Source organism: Caulobacter sp. FG7 (assembly GCF_057808875.1).
Genome location: NZ_JBMDIW010000010.1, coordinates 142,162 through 160,661 on the forward strand (window position 1 = coordinate 142,162; position 18,500 = coordinate 160,661).

The 18,500-nt window shown below is 69.1% G+C and carries 18 protein-coding genes, 1 tRNA gene and 1 pseudogene; 13 read left to right on the forward strand and 7 right to left on the reverse strand.

Annotation, left to right across the window (positions count from 1 at the left end):
• Positions 1 to 24: 24 nt before the first annotated feature.
• The 3 genes from ACODR1_RS10625 to ACODR1_RS10635 form a co-directional block, all read right to left on the reverse strand.
• The gene (locus tag ACODR1_RS10625; RefSeq protein ID WP_488880438.1) at positions 25 to 1,896 is read right to left on the reverse strand and encodes a polysaccharide biosynthesis protein; all 1,872 of its coding nucleotides are present in this window, start codon (positions 1,894 to 1,896) and stop codon (positions 25 to 27) included.
• Positions 1,897 to 1,969: 73 nt separating this feature from the next.
• Positions 1,970 to 3,184, reverse strand: a complete 1,215-nt coding sequence (locus ACODR1_RS10630; protein ID WP_488880416.1) for a molybdopterin molybdotransferase MoeA — start codon at positions 3,182 to 3,184, stop codon at positions 1,970 to 1,972.
• 33 nt (positions 3,185 to 3,217) lie between these two features.
• A complete protein-coding gene (locus ACODR1_RS10635) occupies positions 3,218 to 4,012 on the reverse strand; it encodes an AraC family transcriptional regulator (RefSeq protein ID WP_488880417.1) in 795 nt (264 codons plus the stop codon).
• 91 nt (positions 4,013 to 4,103) lie between these two features.
• Here ACODR1_RS10635 and ACODR1_RS10640 point away from each other — a divergent pair, with 91 nt between their 5' ends.
• Positions 4,104 to 5,321, forward strand: coding sequence for an MFS transporter (locus tag ACODR1_RS10640; RefSeq protein ID WP_488880418.1), 1,218 nt, complete (start codon positions 4,104 to 4,106; stop codon positions 5,319 to 5,321).
• 191 nt (positions 5,322 to 5,512) lie between these two features.
• Here the strand turns inward: ACODR1_RS10640 and ACODR1_RS10645 are convergent.
• Positions 5,513 to 6,404, reverse strand: a pseudogene (locus ACODR1_RS10645) (ferredoxin--NADP reductase); the annotation flags it as partial.
• A 334-nt stretch (positions 6,405 to 6,738) separates the two neighbouring features.
• On the opposite strand from ACODR1_RS10645, the gene ACODR1_RS10650 reads away from it, so the two are divergent.
• On the forward strand, positions 6,739 to 7,029 hold the full coding sequence (locus tag ACODR1_RS10650; RefSeq protein WP_240633813.1) for a hypothetical protein: 291 nt from the start codon (positions 6,739 to 6,741) through the stop codon (positions 7,027 to 7,029).
• A gap of 49 nt (positions 7,030 to 7,078) precedes the next feature.
• On the opposite strand, the gene ACODR1_RS10655 is transcribed toward ACODR1_RS10650, so the two are convergent.
• Complete coding sequence (locus ACODR1_RS10655) at positions 7,079 to 7,252, reverse strand: hypothetical protein (protein ID WP_165799384.1); 174 nt, start codon at positions 7,250 to 7,252, stop codon at positions 7,079 to 7,081.
• A 244-nt stretch (positions 7,253 to 7,496) separates the two neighbouring features.
• Here ACODR1_RS10655 and ACODR1_RS10660 point away from each other — a divergent pair.
• The 8 genes from ACODR1_RS10660 to ACODR1_RS10695 all read left to right on the forward strand — a co-directional run bounded on the left by ACODR1_RS10660 (position 7,497) and on the right by ACODR1_RS10695 (position 11,880).
• A tRNA-Trp gene (locus ACODR1_RS10660) sits at positions 7,497 to 7,572 on the forward strand.
• Between the two features lie 63 nt (positions 7,573 to 7,635).
• A complete protein-coding gene (gene secE / locus ACODR1_RS10665) occupies positions 7,636 to 7,947 on the forward strand; it encodes a preprotein translocase subunit SecE (RefSeq protein WP_058346466.1) in 312 nt (103 codons plus the stop codon).
• Between the two features lie 14 nt (positions 7,948 to 7,961).
• The gene (gene nusG, locus ACODR1_RS10670; protein WP_058346465.1) at positions 7,962 to 8,519 is read left to right on the forward strand and encodes a transcription termination/antitermination protein NusG; all 558 of its coding nucleotides are present in this window, start codon (positions 7,962 to 7,964) and stop codon (positions 8,517 to 8,519) included.
• A gap of 251 nt (positions 8,520 to 8,770) precedes the next feature.
• Complete coding sequence (gene rplK, locus ACODR1_RS10675; protein ID WP_058346464.1) at positions 8,771 to 9,202, forward strand: 50S ribosomal protein L11; 432 nt, start codon at positions 8,771 to 8,773, stop codon at positions 9,200 to 9,202.
• Positions 9,203 to 9,206: 4 nt separating this feature from the next.
• Positions 9,207 to 9,896 carry a 50S ribosomal protein L1 gene (gene rplA / locus ACODR1_RS10680; RefSeq protein WP_101719572.1) on the forward strand — a complete coding sequence of 230 codons (690 nt, stop codon included), beginning with the start codon at positions 9,207 to 9,209 and terminating at the stop codon, positions 9,894 to 9,896.
• 129 nt (positions 9,897 to 10,025) lie between these two features.
• A complete protein-coding gene (locus ACODR1_RS10685) occupies positions 10,026 to 10,265 on the forward strand; it encodes a type II toxin-antitoxin system VapB family antitoxin (protein ID WP_488880419.1) in 240 nt (79 codons plus the stop codon).
• Entirely contained in the window at positions 10,265 to 10,660 is a 396-nt protein-coding gene (locus ACODR1_RS10690) for a type II toxin-antitoxin system VapC family toxin (RefSeq protein WP_488880420.1), read from the forward strand. Before ACODR1_RS10685 ends, ACODR1_RS10690 begins: the two co-directional genes overlap by 1 nt.
• A complete protein-coding gene (locus ACODR1_RS10695; protein WP_488880421.1) occupies positions 10,657 to 11,880 on the forward strand; it encodes a TIGR03862 family flavoprotein in 1,224 nt (407 codons plus the stop codon). The genes ACODR1_RS10690 and ACODR1_RS10695 overlap by 4 nt, the downstream gene beginning before the upstream one ends.
• A gap of 191 nt (positions 11,881 to 12,071) precedes the next feature.
• On the opposite strand, the gene ACODR1_RS10700 is transcribed toward ACODR1_RS10695, so the two are convergent.
• Positions 12,072 to 12,449 carry a VOC family protein gene (locus ACODR1_RS10700; RefSeq protein WP_488880422.1) on the reverse strand — a complete coding sequence of 126 codons (378 nt, stop codon included), beginning with the start codon at positions 12,447 to 12,449 and terminating at the stop codon, positions 12,072 to 12,074.
• A 376-nt stretch (positions 12,450 to 12,825) separates the two neighbouring features.
• Here ACODR1_RS10700 and rplJ point away from each other — a divergent pair, with 376 nt between their 5' ends.
• The 3 genes from rplJ (at position 12,826) to ACODR1_RS10715 (ending at position 16,427) form a co-directional block, all read left to right on the forward strand.
• A complete protein-coding gene (gene rplJ, locus ACODR1_RS10705) occupies positions 12,826 to 13,344 on the forward strand; it encodes a 50S ribosomal protein L10 (RefSeq protein WP_101719577.1) in 519 nt (172 codons plus the stop codon).
• A gap of 46 nt (positions 13,345 to 13,390) precedes the next feature.
• Positions 13,391 to 13,771, forward strand: a complete 381-nt coding sequence (gene rplL, locus ACODR1_RS10710; RefSeq protein ID WP_058346458.1) for a 50S ribosomal protein L7/L12 — start codon at positions 13,391 to 13,393, stop codon at positions 13,769 to 13,771.
• A 304-nt stretch (positions 13,772 to 14,075) separates the two neighbouring features.
• Positions 14,076 to 16,427, forward strand: coding sequence for a glycoside hydrolase family 31 protein (locus ACODR1_RS10715; RefSeq protein WP_488880423.1), 2,352 nt, complete (start codon positions 14,076 to 14,078; stop codon positions 16,425 to 16,427).
• Between the two features lie 80 nt (positions 16,428 to 16,507).
• Here ACODR1_RS10715 and ACODR1_RS10720 read toward each other — a convergent pair whose 3' ends face one another.
• Positions 16,508 to 18,199 (reverse strand): glycosyltransferase family protein, encoded by a 1,692-nt coding sequence (locus ACODR1_RS10720; RefSeq protein ID WP_488880424.1) that lies wholly within the window; start codon positions 18,197 to 18,199, stop codon positions 16,508 to 16,510.
• Between the last annotated feature and the right edge of the window lie 301 nt (positions 18,200 to 18,500).

Genomic DNA, 18,500 nt, shown 5'->3' on the forward strand with positions numbered 1-18,500 from the left:
CCCCACAGGGGGAGGTTCTCCGGATCAAGCCTTCGCCGTCTCCGCCGTCGTCGACCGCAGCCGCTCGACCAGGGCGAACAGCTGCGCGCGCACGCCGAACTCGTCGCCGGCCAGGGCGGCGGTCTCCAGGTCGGCCAGGGTGGCCTCGTCGATGCGCGGCGGCGGCGCGACCGGGGTGGCCTCGACCACGCCGGCCGACTTGGGCGCGGCGGTCTCGTTGACGTCGACCAGGGCCTCGGTGAGCTTCTCGCCCGGACGCAGGCCGGTGATGCGGATCTCGATGTCCTTGCCGGGGACCAGGCCCTGCAGCTCGATCATCCGGCGGGCCAGGTCGATGATCTTCACCGGCTCGCCCATCTCCAGCGTCAGCACGCCGGCGGGAGGCTGGGCGTCGGCGGCCGACTGGGCCACGGCCCGCAGCACCAGCGACACCGCCTCGGGGATGGTCATGAAGTAGCGCTCGACATTGGCGTCGGTCAGGGTGACCGGGCCGCCGCGGGCGATCTGGTGGCGGAACACCGGCACGACCGACCCGGCCGAGCCCAGCACGTTGCCGAAACGCACGACGCCGACGCGCATCTGGCCGCCGCCGCCGAACTGGCGGGCGATGGCTTCGGCCACGCGCTTGGTGGCGCCCATGACGCTGGACGGCGCCACGGCCTTGTCGGTCGAGATCAGGGCGAAGTGCGAGGCGCCTGCGGCCTTGGCGGCGATGGCCACGTTGCGGGTGCCCAGCACGTTGGTGCGCACGCCCTCGCAAGGGTGGTTCTCGACCATCGGCACGTGCTTGAGGGCGGCGGCGTGGAAGACGATGTCGGGCTGTTCGGCGGCCAGCAGGCGGGACACACGAGCCTCGTCGCGTACGTCGCACAGGGCCTCGCGGCGGGGCAGGGCCGGCCAGGCCTCGGCGATTTCGCGGTCGATCAGGAAGAGGTTGGCTTCGGAGGCGTCGACCATCGTCAGGTGCGCCGCGCCGCTGGCGGCGATCTGGCGGCACAGCTCCGAGCCGATACTGCCGCCGGCCCCGGTGACCAGCACGCGGCGGCCGCTGACCAGGGCCCGCACGGGGGCGGGGTCGAGGCGCACGGGGGCGCGGCTGAGCAACTCCTCGAGGCTGATCTCGCGCAGGGCGGCGGCCGTCGGGCCTTCGCCCATCTCGACCACGCCCTGGCGGCGCAGCAGGCGCACGCCCTCGCTCTTCAGCCGACCCAGGCGCTCGGCGCCGAAGGCGCTGAGGGGCGCTTCGGCCAGGAACAGCACGGCGGCCGGCGACAGGCCGCCGTCGCTGAGCTGACGCATGACGGCGTCGAAGCGGTCGATCGCGCCCAGCACACAGACGCCGCGAATCTCGTCGCCGGTCTCGCGGGCCTCGGGGGTCAGCAGGCCGACCACGGCGTAGCGCTCGGCCAAAGCCGGGTCGCGCAGGAAGGTTTCGGCCTCGCCCGCCGTGCCGACGATCAGCAGGCGCGGCAGGGCCGGGTGGGCGGGGGCGGGCCGCAGGCGGACCAGGGCCTCGGCCAGCACGCCTTCGTGCAGGGCGCGGCGACCCACGCGCAGGGCGGCCAGCAGGCCGATCTGCACGACCAGGGCCGCCAGGATGGTGCGCAGGCCGCCGTCGAGGTCGGGCAGGAAGAGGCGCGCCAGCAGCGAGAAGGTCAGGGCCGTCAGGGTCGCCGAGCGGGCGATGCGCAGGTGGTCGGCGGCGGCCACGAACCGCCAGGGTGCGCGCTCCAGCCGGAACAGCAGTTCCACGACGAAGGCCGACAGGGCGTAAAGGCCGGCATGGGCCAGCAGGCCGGGCCGATCGGTGTCGAAGCCGGCGGCCAGGACCTGTCCGATCAACAGGGCCAGGAAGGCCAGGAACACATGCGCTGCGATCTTGCCGGCGCGACCCATGGACACTCGAACTCCGTTCAACTTTCGCGGCTTAGCATGCTCCTTGCGCCTCGTCGCCGATTCAGGGGGCGATTCAGGCGCGGGCCAGCGGCAGGATGGTCACCAGTTCGCCCGCGGCGGCGGGCGGGGCGCCGGCGGCGCGCATGACCAGGGCGTCGGCCCGGGCGAATACGCCGACCAGCGAGGAGTCCTGGTCGGGGAAGGGCGTGACCGTCACTCGACCCTCGTCGTCGATCGACCGTGCGGCGCGCATCCAGTGCTCGCGCGGGCCGTTGCCGTTCAGCGGGGCGGAAAGGCGCGCGACGCTGAGCGGCATGGCCGGATCGGCGCCCGACAGGGCCGCCAGCAGCGGGCGCAGGAACAGTTCGGCGCAGACCAGGGCCGAGGCTGGATTGCCCGGCAGGCCCAGAACGCGGCGGCCACCGTCCAGGAAGCCAAACCAGGTCGGCTTGCCCGGCCGCACGGCGATGGTCTGGACGCGAAGGTCCAGTCCCAGGCGGCTCATCGCCGGCTTGACCAGGTCGTAGTCGCCGACCGAGGCGCCGCCGATGGTCACCACCAGGTCGACGGCCGCGTCGGCCACGGCGGCGGCGATGGCGTCCACGGAGTCGGCGGCTGGGGCGAGCTTGATCGCCTGTCCGCCCCAGGCCTCGATCAGGGCCGCCAGGCTGAACGAGCCGGATTCGAAGATCTGGTCAGGGGCGGGCGCGGCGCCGGGCGGAACCAGTTCGTCGCCGGTGGCCAGGATCGCCACCTTCGGTCGTCGGGCGACCGGCAGCTTCGCCAAGCCGGCGGCGGCGGCCAGCGACAGTCGCCAGGGATCGATGCGCACGCCAGCCTCCAGCAGCCGGTCGCCGGCGTGGAAGTCGCCGCCGGCCGGGCGGATGTTGCTTTTGGGCGTATCGCCCGCCGCGAAGGTCACATGGTCGCCGTCGCGGGTCGCTTCCTCCTGGATGACGACGAGGTCGGCGCCGGCTGGGACGGGCGCGCCGGTGAAGATCCGTACCGCTTGCCCCGCTTCCAGCGGCCGGGGGTAGGCCCGGCCCGCGGCGCTTTCACCGGCGATCGCGAAGCTCTCGACCTCGCCGTAGTCGGCCCGGCGGATCGCCCAGCCGTCCATGGCCGAGGCGGCGAAGGGCGGCTGATGGCGGTCGGCGACCACGTCCTGGGCCAGCACGCGGCCCACGGCCAGCGGCAGGGCGACGGTCTCGACGCCCAGGCGCGCGGCGCCGTCCAGCATCCGGCCGCGGGCGTCCTCGACGGTTAGGTTCTTCAGGGTTTGGCTCACGGACCGGAGGTCTCCGTCAGGGGGCGGCGCGGGTCAATCGAAACCTGCGCCGGCCCCGCCCGGCTTGTACCGGTTTGGCGGAATGCCCAGCAGGCGCTTGAACATGGTCGAGAAGGCCGCCGGGCTGTCGTAGCCGAGGTCGAGCGCGATGGTCGTCACCGGCTCGCCGGCCGCCAGGCGGGGCAGGGCGGCGAGCAACAGGGCCTGCTGCCGCCAGGCGCCGAAGCTCATGCCCGTCTCGCGGCGGAAGGCGCGGGTGAAGGCCCGGCGGCCAAGGCCCAGCTCGCCACACCAGTCGTCGATGGTCTCGTGCGGGGTCGGGCGCTCGAGAAAGGCGTGGCAGCGACGAGCCAGGGCCGGGGCGGCGGGGAAGGGCACGGCCAGCGGGATCACCGGGGCGCGGGCCAGTTCGGCCAGCAGCAGGTTCATGACCAGACCGTCGCGGCCGGCCTCGTCATAGTCGACGGGAATGTCGCAGGCGGCGATCAGCAGATGGCGCACCAGCGGCGAGACGCCGATCACCCGGCCCGCATCGCCCAGCGCCGCCGAGGCGCGTTCGTCCAGCAGCACGCTGCGGGTGCTGACCGCGCCGACCATGCGGACCGAGTGCGGCACGCCCGCCGGGGTCCAGACAGCGCGCTCGGGCGGGGCGATCCAGGCGCCGTGCGGGGTGGAGACCACGGCCACGCCCGCGGCGGCGTAGAGCAGCTGGCCACGCCCATGCTGGTGCCAGTCCAGCTCGAACGAGGGCGGGTACTCGTTGCCCGTGGCCACCACCGGGCGGGGCGTGGCGTCGTAGTCGGCGGGATGCACCCAGGGCTTGGCCATCTGTCCCACTTGCGAAAGTGAAAGTCCCGATGCGGAATGCGGGACGCTCCTTCCGGTCCTATCGCGGTCGCACCTTCACTGGAAGAGCCTGATGACCGACACCGCGATCCGATCCCCCGCCGCCGACCCGTCCAGCCCGCAGGCAGAGACCACGGTGTTCGGCGTGATCCTCGCGATCAGCGGCTGCCACCTGCTCAACGACATGATGCAGTCGCTGCTGCCGGCCATCTATCCGAACCTGAAGACCGACCTTCACCTGAGCTTCGGCGAGATCGGCCTGGTCACCCTGGCCTACCAGATCACCGCTTCGATCCTGCAGCCGCTGGTCGGGCTCTATGCCGACCGCCGCTCCAACCCGTGGGTGCTGCCGGGCGGGACGCTGTTCTCGCTGGCCGGCCTGGCGGTGCTGTCGGTCGCCCACGTCTACGGCCTCGTCCTGCTGGGCGCCTGCCTGCTGGGCGTCGGTTCGTCGGTGTTCCACCCTGAGTCGTCGCGGGTGGCGCGGATGGCGGCGGGCGGCCGGCCGGGCCTGGCCCAGTCGCTGTTCCAGGTCGGCGGCAACGCCGGCCAGGCGCTGGGGCCGCTGGCGGCTGCGCTGGTCGTGGTGCGCTGGGGCCAGTCGAGTCTTGCCCTGTTCGCGCTGCTGGCCCTGCTGGCCGGGGCGGTGCTGTGGAACGTCGCCGTCTGGGCCCGTCACCACGGCGCGGCGCGCTTGGCCCTGGCCGGCGCCCGCAAGGTCTCGATCGACCTGCCCAAGGGCGCGGCCGGCAAGGGCATCGCCATCCTGCTGGTGCTGATCTTCTCGAAGTACGTCTACATGGCCAGCCTGACCAGCTACTTCACCTTCTACCTGATCGAGCGCTTCCAGCTGTCGGTCGAGAACGCCCAGATGCACCTCTTCGCCTTCCTGGCGGCGGTGGCCCTGGGCACGATCGCCGGCGGGCCGGTGGGCGACCGCTTCGGCCGCAAGGCGGTGATCTGGATCTCGATCCTGGGCGTGCTGCCGTTCACGCTGCTGCTGCCCTACGCCAGCCTGTTCTGGACCGGACCGCTGGTGGTGGTCATCGGCCTGCTGCTGGCCTCGGCCTTCCCGGCCATCGTTGTGCTGGCCCAGGAGCTGGCGCCGGGCCGGATCGGCATGATCTCGGGCCTGTTCTTCGGCTTCTCGTTCGGCATGGGCGGCCTGGGGGCGGCGGTGCTGGGCGAAGTGGCAGACTGGAAGGGCGTCGAGACCGTCTACAAGCTGTGCGCGGTGCTGCCGGCGCTGGGTCTGCTGGCCGCCTTCCTGCCCAATACGCGCAAGCGGTGAGAGCGTAGGTCAGGCAGCAAAAAGGCCAGCCTCGCGGCTGGCCTTTTCTATTTGGCCCCGTCGCCAGGGCGTGCGCGTTGCGTGGTCCCCGTCCTTCGACAGGCTCAGGATGAGGACCAATGCGCAGATCTGGCGTCAGAAAACCTCACCCTGAGCTTGTCGAAGGGCGAGGTTTTCGTTTCAGCGGATCGTCAGCCGACGAAGGCGCGTTCGATCACGAAGTCGCCGGGCTCGGCGTTGGAGCCCTCGACCAGGCCGTGGGCCTCGAGCAGGGCGGCGGTGTCCTTGATCATGGCCATCGAGCCGCACAGCATGGCGCGGTCGTGCTCGGGATCGAACTTGCCGCCTTCGAGGTCCAGGTCGGTGAACAGCTTGCCGCTGGTGATCAGGTCGGTGAAGCGGCCCTGGCGCTCGAACGCCTCGCGGGTGACGGTGGGGTAGTAGACCAGCTGGGCCTTGGCCTCGTCGCCGACCAGCGGGTCCTCGTGGATCTCGCTGGTGAAGAGGTCGCGATAGGCCAGTTCCTGCACTTCGCGCACGCCGTGGGCGACGATCACCTTCTCGAAGCGGCTGTAGGCGTCGGGGTCGCGGGCGACCGACAGCCACGGGGCCAGGCCCGTGCCGGTGCCGAACAGGAACAGGCGCTTGCCCGGCTTGACCGCGTCCAGCACCAGGGTGCCGGTCGGCTTCTTGCCCAGCAGGACCTGGTCGCCGGCCTTGATCTGCTGCAGGCGCGAGGTGAGGGGGCCGTCGGGCACCTTGATCGAGAAGAACTCCAGCTCCTCGGCGAACGAGGGCGAGCCGATCGAATAGGCGCGCAGGATCGGCTTCTTCTCGCCCAGTTCCTCGCGGGCGGGCAGGCCGATCATCACGAACTCGCCCGAACGGAAGCGGAAGCTGGCCGGACGGGTGATGGCGAAGCTGAACAGCCGGTCGGTCCAGTGCTTGACCCAGAGAACGGTCTCCAGGTGGTGCGGGGACTCCTTGGCGGGAGCAGGGGCGGCGGCGGTGGCGGTCTCGGCCGTCATGTCAGTGATTTCGATCCTGTTCGCGCCGTCCGAAGAACGGCGGCGCGCATAAGAAGAGTCCGGCGTCGCTCCGGCCCTGAAGGCGACACGGGTGTCATGTGAGAAGTTGAGAGCGGATGTCAACTTTTGCTCTCTGAACGCGCTTTGAGAAAAAATTCTACAAGCGGCTCAAAATAACGCGGTTCGCTTTTTCTGACTGTGTCAAAAATGTGATTGCCGACCACCCAAACGGGGCGCAGACTTCCTTTTGCTTCGTTCGCGAAGCCAACGATACGGAGGAACGTATGCGGGTGAGGTTCGTCATGGCCGCCGCGGCGGCCAGTCTGTTAGCGTTAGGCGTAGCGGGTTGTGAAGGCGGCGCCCAATCCAAGTCCGCCCAGGCCCAGAAAGTGACCCTGGAGGGTAAGTCGGTGACCGCGAGCGGCTGCGTGCGGCCGGTCGAGAACACCAAGTGCCTCGTCGTGCGCGGCCCCAACGGCGGCTATTACGACGTCTCCAGCGCCAGTCCGGCTCCGGACCCCGCCAAGGGGGTCGGCGTTTCGCTGCGTGGTCGCGACCAGGGCAAGAACACGGAATGCGGCCGTGAGCTCACGGACGTGAAATGGTCGTACCTGAACGTCCAGTGCGCGGCGGCGACGCCGAGCGCCTCGACCGGCGCCGAAGAGAAGAAGGACGGCTAAGGCCGCCTGTCGCTTCGAACGGCTCTAAGGCTCCGGTGAAGGCTGCGCTTCAGCCTTCACCGGAGCCGGGGTCGGTTCGCGTCTTGGGCGTGTCCACACTGGCTTCGCCGCCGGCCGGTTCGGTGGCGGGACGCGGCGGCTTGCCGTCGACATTCGGATTCGGTCGCTGATTCTCGTGCTCGACCTCCCGATTGGAGGGGCGCTCGCCGGTATTCGCGGCCATCTTTCATCCTTTCAGGCATTCATTCGGGCGCGGGCGGACCAAGAAACCTGTGAAAAGGCGCCGCTTGATCCGTGACTTCCGCAATAACGCGTGTCGAACGCGTCCTGATCCGCTTGCCCGGCGCAAACGACCCTGCTACACGACGCCGCTCTGGCGCTGGGAAGCGTCGGCGGCGCCGCTCGCGGCCCTCCGGCCTCGACCGACGCCAAGGCTGCGGTCCTCTCTATCGGGACCGGAGTTCTGCAGGAGTGTAGCTCAGCTGGTAGAGCATCGGTCTCCAAAACCGAGGGCCGGGGGTTCGAGTCCCTCCACTCCTGCCACTATATGTCATCGGCCGGTCCGGCGTTCGGCCCGGCCTGTCAGATACGCGAGCCTCTGAAACCATGGCCAGGAAACCGGGATCCAGCCCGTCAGCGATCAAGAACCGCGCCGCCCGTACGGCCGCGGCGCTGGCCCCTGCCGGTCAGGCTCCGTCCGCGGCGGCAGCCGCCCCCAAGAAGCCTTTCAACCCGGTGCAGTTCATCCGTGAAGTGCGCGCCGAGGCCCGCAAGATCACCTGGACCACCCGCAAGGAGACCTGGATCACCTCGGTGATGGTCTTCATCATGGTGATCGTCGCCTCGGTGTTTTTCTTCGGCGTCGACTGGATTTTGGGTACGCTGGCCAATCTGCTGCTGAAGTTCGCGGCCGGATAAGACATATAAAGACCATGAGCACCGAAACCGCGACCAACCCGAACCACAAGTGGTACATCGTCCACGCCTACTCGAACTTCGAGAAGAAGGTGGCCGAGAGCATCCGTGAGCAAGCCAAGGCCCAGGGCCTGGAAGACAGCTTCTCCGAGATCCTGGTGCCCACCGAGGACGTCGTCGAGATCCGCCGCGGCCGCAAGGTCAACGCCGAGCGCAAGTTCTTCCCGGGCTACGTCCTGGTGAAGATGAACCTCTCGGACGAGGCCTACCACCTGATCAAGAATACCCCGAAGGTGACGGGCTTCCTGGGCAGCGGCTCCAAGCCGACCCCGGTCTCCGAAAAGGAAGTCCAGCGCATCGTCGGCGCGATCGAAGAGGGCGTCGAGAAGCCCAAGACCGTCGTGCTGTACGAAGTCGGCGAGAACGTCCGCGTCATCGACGGCCCGTTCGCCAGCTTCAACGGCTCGGTCGAGCAGGTCGACGAGGAAAAGGCCCGCCTGCGGGTCACCGTCTCGATCTTCGGCCGCGCCACCCCGGTCGAGCTGGAATACAGTCAGGTCGAGAAGATCGCCTAAGCGCGATCCCCCAGCCGAAGCTTTCGAAAACCCCGCGTCGGAAACGGCGCGGGGTTTTTGCTTGTTTGCGGGCCTGGGCGGGCGAGGGGGTCTTTGACTCTCCGCCGCTCTCCTGCTAAACGCCGCGACCTCGCTTCGGGACCTGGTTTCGAGGCGTGTTCGCCGTTTTGGCGAACCCAAATCCGTGGAAGGGCCGCCAAGCCCGCACCACGGCTCACCAGCGAGGGCTCCGGCCCTCACGAGAGGATAGTATGGCTAAGAAGATCCTGGGCTACATCAAGCTCCAGGTGAAGGCTGGCTCGGCCACGCCTTCGCCCCCCATCGGCCCGGCTCTGGGTCAGCGCGGCGTCAACATCATGGGCTTCTGTAAGGAGTTCAACGCGCGCACCGAGAACGTCGAAAAGGGCACCCCCCTGCCGACCGTGATCACTGTCTACCAGGACAAGTCGTTCACCTTCATCACCAAGACGCCTCCGGCGACCCACTACCTGAAGCAGATCACCGGCCTGAAGTCCGGCGCGAAGCTGACCGGTCGTGAGACCGTCGGCGAAGTGACGCGCACGCAACTGCGCGAGATCGCCGAAAAGAAGATGAAGGACCTGAACGCCAACGACATCGAGGCCGCGGCCAAGATCATCGAAGGCTCCGCCAAGGCCATGGGCCTGAAGATCGTGGAGGCCTAATCCAATGGCTACGCAACCCAAGCGCATCAAGGCCTGGACCGGCGACCGTGACGCCACCCACGCCGTCGCCGAAGCCATCGCTCTGGTGAAGGCCAACGCCAAGGCCAAGTTCGACGAGACCATCGAGATCTCGGTGAACCTGGGCGTCGACCCGCGTCACGCCGACCAGCAGGTCCGTGGCGTCGTTCAGCTGCCGTCGGGCACGGGCCGTGACGTTCGCGTCGCCGTCTTCGCCAAGGACGCCAAGGCCGCCGAAGCCACCGCCGCCGGCGCCGAAGTCGTCGGCGCCGAGGACCTGGTCGAAAAGATCCAGAACGGCTTCATGGACTTCGATCGCGTCATCGCCTCGCCGGACATGATGGCCCTGGTCGGTCGCCTCGGTAAGGTGCTGGGCCCGCGCGGCCTGATGCCGAACCCGAAGGTCGGCACCGTGACCCCGAACGTCGCCCAGGCCGTCAAGGACGCCAAGAGCGGCGCCGTCGAGTTCCGCGTCGAAAAGGCCGGTATCGTGCACGCCGGCATCGGCAAGGCCTCGTTCACCGAGGAAGCCCTGCTGATCAACGTCAAGGCTCTGATCGACGCCCTGAACAAGGCCAAGCCGTCGGGCGCCAAGGGCGTCTACGTCAAGAAGATCGGCCTGTCGTCGACGATGGGTCCGGGCTTCAAGGTCGACGTGGCCTCGATCAACGCCTAATCGGCTGATCGAAGCACACTGACTTCGGAGGCGGGCGCTGGAGCGATCCAGCGCCCGTCTTGCGTTTGGGCCCCTCTGTTTGGCGGCGCGGCTAGCCGATGCTATCTTTCGTCTAGACGGAGAGACGCCATGGCCTTCCACATCCGCGATCCCGAGACCGACGCCCTGGTGCGCCAGCTGGCCGAGAAGACGCGGCTGGGGATCACCGAGGCCGTGAAGCTGGCCGCCAGCGAGGCCTTGGCCGCGCGCGAGAAGGCGCAGGCAGAAAAGCTGGCCAGGATGCGGGCGATCAGTGACAGGATCGCGGCGTTGCCCAGCACGGGCCTCAAGGCCGACAAGGCGTTCTTTGACGAACTGTCTGGCGATTGATGTTCGTCGATGCCTCCGCGTTCTGCGCGATCCTTCTTGGCGAGCCTGAAAAGCAGGTGTTCGAGCGCCGTCTGACGGCCGCGACCGGCGCCGTAACCTCCGCTGTCGCAATTTGGGAAACCGTCCGTAGCCTGGTTCGCGCCAAGGGGCTGAATGTCGCCGACGCCGAGCTGGAAGTGTTGTCCTATGTCGGCGCCGCCGAAGTCTCGGTCGTGGAGATAGGTTCACGTGAGGGGAGCTTGGCGCTCGACGCATTCGCTCGCTTCGGCAAAGGCGTCCATCCAGCCAAGCTCAACATGGGGGACTGCTTCGCCTATGCCTGCGCCAGGACCAACGGCGTTCCGCTGCTCTACAAGGGCGGCGACTTTGCTCTGACGGATATCGAGGCCGCGTGACTTCCAACGCTTCCAGCATCGTCGACGTCGCCGTGGTCGGCGGCGGGCCCGCCGGGCTGATCGCCGCCCAGCGTCTGGCGCAGGCCGGCCGCTCGGTCGTGGTGTTCGAGAAGATGCCGACCTTCGGGCGCAAGTTCCTGATGGCTGGGCGCGGCGGGCTGAACCTGACCCATTCCGAGGACTTCGAGCGCTTCGTGGCCCGCTACGGCGAGCACGCCGGGCTTCTGCGGCCGATGGTGGAGGCGTTCACTCCGGCCGATCTCGTCGCCTGGGCCGGGGATCTTGGCCAGGAGACCTTCGTCGGCGCCAGCGGCCGGGTGTTTCCCAAGGCCATGAAGGCCTCGCCCTTGCTGCGGGCCTGGCTGGCGCGGCTGGAGGGCCAGGGCGTCCTGCTGCGCACGCGCTGCGCCTGGGCGGGCTGGGACGCCGACGGCGCGCTGCTGGTCGATGGCCCAGGCGGCCGCGAGGCGTGGCGGCCGCGCGCGACGATCCTGGCCCTGGGCGGCGCCAGCTGGCCCAAGCTCGGCTCCGACGCGGCCTGGACCGGCGTGCTGGAAGGGCAGGGGGCGAAGGTCTCGCCCTTCGCCCCGGCCAACTGCGGCTTCGAGGTTTCCTGGAGCGCGATCTTCCGCGACCGCTTCGCCGGCGAGCCGTTGAAGAACGTCCGCCTGACCTGCGACGGCCGTCAGGCCCGCGGGGACGCCATGGTCGCCGGCTACGGCCTCGAAGGCGGGGCGGTCTACGCCCTGGGGGCGGCCCCGCGCGAGGCGATCGCCCGCGATGGCGGGGCGACGCTGACGATCGACCTGCGACCCGACCTGCCGGCCGAGACTCTGGAGCGCCGCCTGTCGGGCGCGCGCGGCGGCCAGTCGCTGGCCAACCACCTGCGCAAGGCGCTGAAGCTGTCGCCGGTGGAGGTGAATCTGCTGCGCGAGGCCCACGGCCTGGACCTGCCGTCCGAGCCGGCCGCTCTGGCCTCGGCGATCAAGGCCGCGCCGATCCGTCTGACCGCCGCCCGACCGCTGGAGCGGGCGATCTCGGCGGCCGGCGGCGTGGCCTTCGACAGCCTGGACGGCCTGGTGCTGAAGGCGCGGCCCGACGTGTTCCTGGCCGGCGAGATGCTGGACTGGGAAGCCCCGACCGGCGGCTACCTGCTGCAGGCCTGTTTTGCCACCGGCGTGGCGGCGGCGAGGGCGGCGGAGGAGAGGCTGGGTTCGTAGCCCCGTAACCGCGGCGCTTCCTTCCTTGCTTTCCTGGGCCTTGCGCCCAGGACCCATGGTCCAACCTGCTCAGACCTTTCGAGCTCGGCCCGGATCTGAGCAGCCGCCGGCATGGGTCCTCGCCACAAGGGCGAGGAAAGCGAAGAAGAGGCAAGAGGGGCGATGAGGAAGGAAACGGAGCGCTCTCCCCCTCAGAAACTCCCCACGTGATGGATGTTGCCGTCCGGGTCCTTGAGCCACACGAGCTTCATCCCGCCGGCGCTGTGCACGCCGCCTTCCACCGTGATCCCGGGCATGTCGTAGGTCTCGAAGGCCACGCCCTTGTCACGCAGCGCGGCGACCACGGCGTCGAAGCGCCCGCCGACCGGCCAGGTGACGGCCGTGCCCTGGTTGGTTCCGGCGAACGCGGACTCGTAGACGGTCAGGACCACGTCACCGGCGCGGTAGGCCTGGACGCCCATCTCGGAATCGCCCTCGGGCGTAAGGCCCAGAACGTCCTCGTAGAACCGTCGGGCTCGCGCCAGGTCCTTGACGGGCAGGGTGGGGGAGGCGTCGAACTGGGCCAGCATGGGAAGGCTCCTTCTCGGGTTTCGCTCCCTTGAAGACGTTCGGCCGCGCTGTGTTCCGACACCCCGTTGCGTTCCTTTGGCAAATCCTCTATACGGCCCGCCTCTCCGCTGGACTCCGGTTTGGCGGCGAACCTGTTTGAGAACTGCGGGGCGCGGGGTCACCAGCGCCATAATCGAGGAAGAGCCCTTCCTCGCCGTCGGGAGACAGGGATAGAGACGCCAAGACCTCCTACCTCGTGGCTTTGCCCGAGTCAGGTGCGCGGCCGACTTTCCTTGGAACAGGCTGATGCAACTCGCGCGCGGGAGCAATTCCGCATGGGACGAGCATCTGGCTGCCGGAATGGTCCGGCCGCCTGCAACTGAGTAGGAGACCGCAATGGACCGCGCTCAAAAGCAGGAATCGATCGAGTCGCTGAAAAGCGTCTTCGCCGATGCCGGCGCTGTCGTCGTGACCCACTACATGGGTCTGACCGTTGCGGAAATGACCGACCTTCGTCTTCGCCTCCGCAAGGAAGGCGCCGCGATCAAGGTTGTGAAGAACACCCTGGCCCTCAAGGCTCTGGACGGCAAGCTCGGCGAAAAGGGCGATTCGCTCTTCACCGGCCCGGTCGCCATCGCCTACGGCCCGGACGCTGTCTCGGCCGCGAAGATCGCGGTGCAGTTCGCCAAGGAAAACGACAAGCTTAAGATTGTCGGTGGCGTCCTGGACCAGACCAACGTGCTGGACGAGAACGCGGTGCGCGCTCTGGCGACCCTTCCGTCGCTGGACGAACTGCGTGGCAAGCTCATCGGCCTCATCCAGGCTCCGGCGACCAAGATCGCTGGCGTCCTGCAGGCTCCGGCCGCCCAGCTGGCTCGCGTCTTCAATGCCTACGCGACCAAAGACGCCGCGTAACGGTCATCCCCGCAAATCTATCCCAATCTCTCTAAGGAACTGACACATGTCGAAGCTCGAAAAGCTGGTCGAAGAACTGTCCACCCTGTCGGTGCTGGAAGCCGCTGAACTCTCGAAGCTGCTGGAAGAAAAGTGGGGCGTCTCGGCCGCCGCTCCGGTCGCCGTGGCCGCCGTCGGTGGCGCCGCTGCTCCGGTCGAAGCTGCTGAAGAGCAAACCGAGTTCACCGTTGTCCTGGTCGACGGCGGCGACAAGAAGATCAACGTGATCAAGGAAGTCCGCGGCGTCCGTCCGGACCTCGGCCTGAAGGAAGCCAAGGACCTGGTCGAAGGCGCTCCGCAGAACGTCGTCGAAAACGTTTCGAAGCAGCAGGCCGACGAAGTCGCCAAGAAGCTGACCGAAGCCGGCGCCAAGGTCCAAGTGAAGTAATCCGGCTCCGCGTCGTCTGACGCGGATCTGGTCTTCATGACCTTACGAGACGGGCCCGGAGGGAAACCTCCGGGCCCGTTTTCGTTTCGGCGGAGCCGACCCCCTCAGTCGCTCCGCGACAGCTCCCCCAGATGGGGAGCATCTAAATCCTCCCCCTTTGGGGGAGGTGGCCCGGAGGGCCGGAGGGGGTCTTCGTCCCTCCCTATTCATCCCATAAATCGCACCTTTCTGCGTTGACGGCGCTGTCAGCCGCCACTACGCCGGTATCAGGAAAATGATAGCGGTAACTTAGTGGAGGAATCGCATGGCTTGGCTGGGTAACAGCGCAAAGGCGCGCGTCCTGGGTCTGGTTTCGGGCCTGGCGCTCAGCGTCGGGGCGGGCATGGCGGTCGCCGCGCCGCAGACGACGGTGGATCGCAACGGCGCCTATGTCTCGGTCGAGACCTACGCCCCCAACGTGATCCGCGTGACCATCAGCCAGGACAAGGACCTGGCCAAGGCCGCCCCCGGCTACGGCGTCAACGGCCAGGCCACCGACAAGGGCTGGCGTCACGACCAGAAGGCCGGCGCCGACATCTTCACCTCCGCCGAACTGTCGCTGGAAGTCGTCGCCCAGCCGTGGCCGGGCGCGCCCAGCCTGCAGGAGCGCTATTTCGCCCCGGCCCTGCCGCCGGTCTCGATCAAGGTGCGCAAGCCCGACGGGACCTCGCTGGTCGACATGACCGGCTGGGAGATGGCCCCGCACGTGGTCAGCGGCGAAAAGACCTTCCGCGCCGGCGCCAGCTTCTCGACGACCGCCGACGAGCACTTCTACGGCCTGGGGCAGAACCAGGAGTCGGAAAGCGCGCTCGACCTGCGCGGCCGCACCATCGACTGCAAGCACGACTATGACGCACCGCACGGCGAGAGCGTCTGCGTGCCGTTCCTGGTGACCTCCAAGGGCTACGGCATCCTGTGGGACAACCCGTCGGCCACAAAGATCTATCCGGGTGTCAACGGCCGCACCCTGTGGCAGAGCAATGTCGGCGAGCGCGTGTCGTTCTTCGTCATCACCGGCAAGACCAGCGACGAGATCTACGCCGGCTACCGCGCCCTGACCGGCGTGACGCCGCTGCCGCCCAAGGCCGCCTTCGGCTACATCCAGTCCAAGGCCCGCTACGAGAGCCAGGCCGAGTTCATGGCCGTGGCCGACGGCTACCAGAAGCGCCAGCTGCCGCTCGACATCATGGTGCTGGACTGGTTCCACTGGACCCGCATGGGCCAGATCGACATCGATCCGGCGCAGTTCCCCGATCCCGCCGGCATGAACAAAACGCTGCACGACCGCGGCATCCACACCATCATCAGCGTGTGGCCCCGCTTCGAGCAGGAAGGCCGTTACTTCAACTATCTGGCCGGCAAGGGCTGGTTCCTGAAGGACGAGAACGGCAATCCGGTCGACGGCCTGCCGTTCCGCAGCGACCGCACCGGCGCGCTGATCGACAGCACCAATCCCGAGGCCCGCGACTGGTTCTGGGGCAAGATCCGCGACAACATCATCTCGCAGGGCTTCGACTGGCTGTGGCTGGACGAGACCGAGCCGGACCTGGTGCCGTCGGGCTTCTACTTCCACGCCGGCACGGGTGACCGCATCCGCAACGCCTTCCCGCTGATGCACGCCCAGCTGGCCGCCGACGGCTCGCGCCGCGACCGTCCCGACAAGCGCAACCTGATCCTGGCCCGCGCCGCCTACACCGGCGCCCAGCGCAACGGCTCGCTGTTCTGGTCGTCCGACATCCAGCCCACCTGGGAGGCCCTGCGCCGCCAGGTGCCCACGGGCCTGAACTTCACCGCCTCGGGCCTGGCTTACTGGGGCAACGACATCGGCGGCTGGCAGTGGCTGCCCTCGACCACCACGGCGACCAAGGCGCCGCTGCTGGATCCGTCGGACGCCCGCGACGTGGTCGGCCAGAACAACGACTATCCCGAACTGTTCACCCGCTGGTTCCAGTACGGCGTGTTCACCCCGACCCTGCGGGTGCACGGCATGCGCAAGGGCAACGAGCTGTGGTCGTTCGGCAAGGAGGCCGAAGGCGTCCTCTCCAAGTACCTGAAGCTGCGCTACGCGCTGATGCCTTACCTCTACTCGATGGGCAAGACGACCTACGACACCGGCGCGCCCTTCATGCGTGGCCTGTTCATGGACTTCCCGAACGACCCGCAGGTGGCCAACATCGGCGACGAGTATATGTTCGGCCCGGCCTTCCTGGTGGCTCCGGTCACGCAGCAGGGCCAGACCGAGCGCGACGTCTACCTGCCGGCCGGCGCCGACTGGTACGACTACTGGACCAACCAGAAGTTCACGGGCGGCCAGACGATCCGCGTGAAGGCGCCGATCGACGTCATCCCCCTGTTCGTCCGCGCCGGTTCGATCGTGCCGATGGGCGCGCCGATCACCAACACCAGCCAGGCCCAGGCGATCAGCGCGGTGAAGGTCTATCCGGGCCGGGACGCCGAGTTCTCGCTCTATGACGACGACGGCGTCACCAACGCCTACGAGAAGGGTGTGGGCAAGACGGTGAAGCTGCGCTGGGACGACAAGGCCGGCAAGCTGACCGCCACCGGCGACAAGGGACTGGCTGCCCAGGCCCAGGCCGCCGTGCAGGTGGTGAAGTAAGAAGACGCAGAGGGGAGGGCGGAAGCGTCCTCCCCTTTTTCTTTCATTCTTTCCCCTCCCCCTCGATGGGGGAGGGGAGCTTAAGGCGCGACGCGCTCCGTCAGCGCTCGCGCCACGCCCTTCAGCCGCGCCTCCCAAGCCGTCCCATCCGGCTGGAACGCCCTGACCGCCGGGTACCAGGGGTAACCACCCGTCCCCAGCGCCGGCCAGTTCGGGTTGGCCGAGACGATCCAGGTGTCGGCCCCAAGCGCGGCGGCGAGGTTGGTGGTGGCGGTCGGCGGGCCGACGACGAGGTCGAGCGCGCGGCAAAGGGCGGCGACGCCTTCCAGGTCCTGCATCAGGTCGAGGTTCGGCGGGCGGTGGATCGTCAGGCCCTGCGCCCCAGCGCGGGCGAGGTCGGGCTCGGCGTCGCCATACTGCAGGTTCACGAACACCGCGCCCCGCGTGGCCAGCACCGGCTCCCAGGCCTCGAACGGGGCGAAACGGCGCGAGCGCAGGCCGGCCATCAGGCCGCTGCGCCAGATGATGCCGATCTTGCGGCCCGGTCCCAGGCTTTCCAGCCAGTCCCGCCAATAGGCGACGCGATCCGGATCCGGCTCGAGGAAGGCTTTCGCGCCGGCGAAGCTCTCCGGCGTCCCGCGCAGCAGCGGCAGCAGGTCGCCCAGCGGCGCCCAGGCCTGGACCGGCCCGACGTCGGGAACCGTGCGGCGCAGGCGGCCGGCGAGGCTGGTCGTGGCGTGGCCGACCACCCGCGCGGCCGGCCAGGCCCGGGCGAACAGCGGGACGAGACGCGGCTCCACCGCCAGCGTCAGGCGCTCCGAAGGTCCCAGCGCGGCCAGCACGTCGCCGATCATCGAGCCAAGCATCACCTCGTCGCCCAGGCCCTGTTCGCCGACGAGCAGCAGATGCAGGCCCGCCAAGGGCGCGGCGGGCGTCCAGCGCGGGGCGGTGAGGTCGAAGGTCATGGCCTCGCGCCGCTCGGGCGCCAGGCGGGCGGCGTAGTCCTCCCAGCCGCCGAGGTCGCCCAGGCACAGGCGGGCGGTGGCGCGGGCCAGCCGCACGGCGGCGGCCTGGGGCGGGGTCGGCACGGCGGCCAGGGCGGCGTCGCAGGCGTCCTTGGCGGCCGCCGCGTCGCCGACATCGAGGCGGGCCAGCGCCGCGTTGGCCAGGATCGGCACGTCGCGCGGCGCCAGGCGCAGGGCCTCGTCGTGGAACACGCGGGCGTCGGCGTCGTCGCCTTTCTGCGCGGCGATCGAGCCGAGCAGGCTCCACAGGTGCGGGGCCTGCGGCGATCTCACCATGGCCTCGCGGACGATCGCCAGGGCTTCGTCGCAGCGGTCGAGGTCGCGCAGCACGGCCGCCAGGTCCTGGGCGTCGGCCAGGTCGCCGGGGGCGACGGCGCGCACGCGGGCCAGCAGATCGGCGGCGAGGGCCGGCTGGCCCATGCGCCGGGCCAGCCGCGCCAGGTCGCGCACGCCGTCGGGATCGGCGGGCGCTCTTAGGTGCGCCTCGCGCAAGGCCTCGAAGGCCTGGGGCAGGGCGCCGGCCCGCTCGCGCACCAGGCCGATCAGGCGCAGGGCCAGGCCGCCGCCCTCGGGCAAGGCGGCCGCGGCCAGCGACTCCGCGCGGGCGAAGTCGCCGTCCGCCAGCGCGTCCCCGGCCGCGACCAGCCGCTTGCGGGCGGCGGCGGGAACCTCGTCCAGCCGTGCGGCGATGCGGTGCAGGGGCGACAGGGGCCGCTCGGCGGGGCGGGTCTTGAGCGCGGCGGTCATCGGCGGGCCTTGGCGAGGAGGAAGCGTCGCCGGGTTGAACGAAACCTCGCCGTGAAATTGGTCGCTGTTTCCCCCTTTTCATCCTCGCTTCGATCCCCTATATCGGCCCGTTCACGAAGACATTTCGGCGGAGTGCGTCCACGCACGTCCGCTCTTCAACGCCCCGAGGCGCGATCAGCCGCCCTCCGATCCGCGCGAAGGGGCGCCCGACAGGCTTCCGGTCCCGGTCGCCAGTCAGGGGAATTCCAGCGTCCGACGCTCTCCGGCAAGGGGAGCGGCGAGGGTGGACGCCGAGGCATTC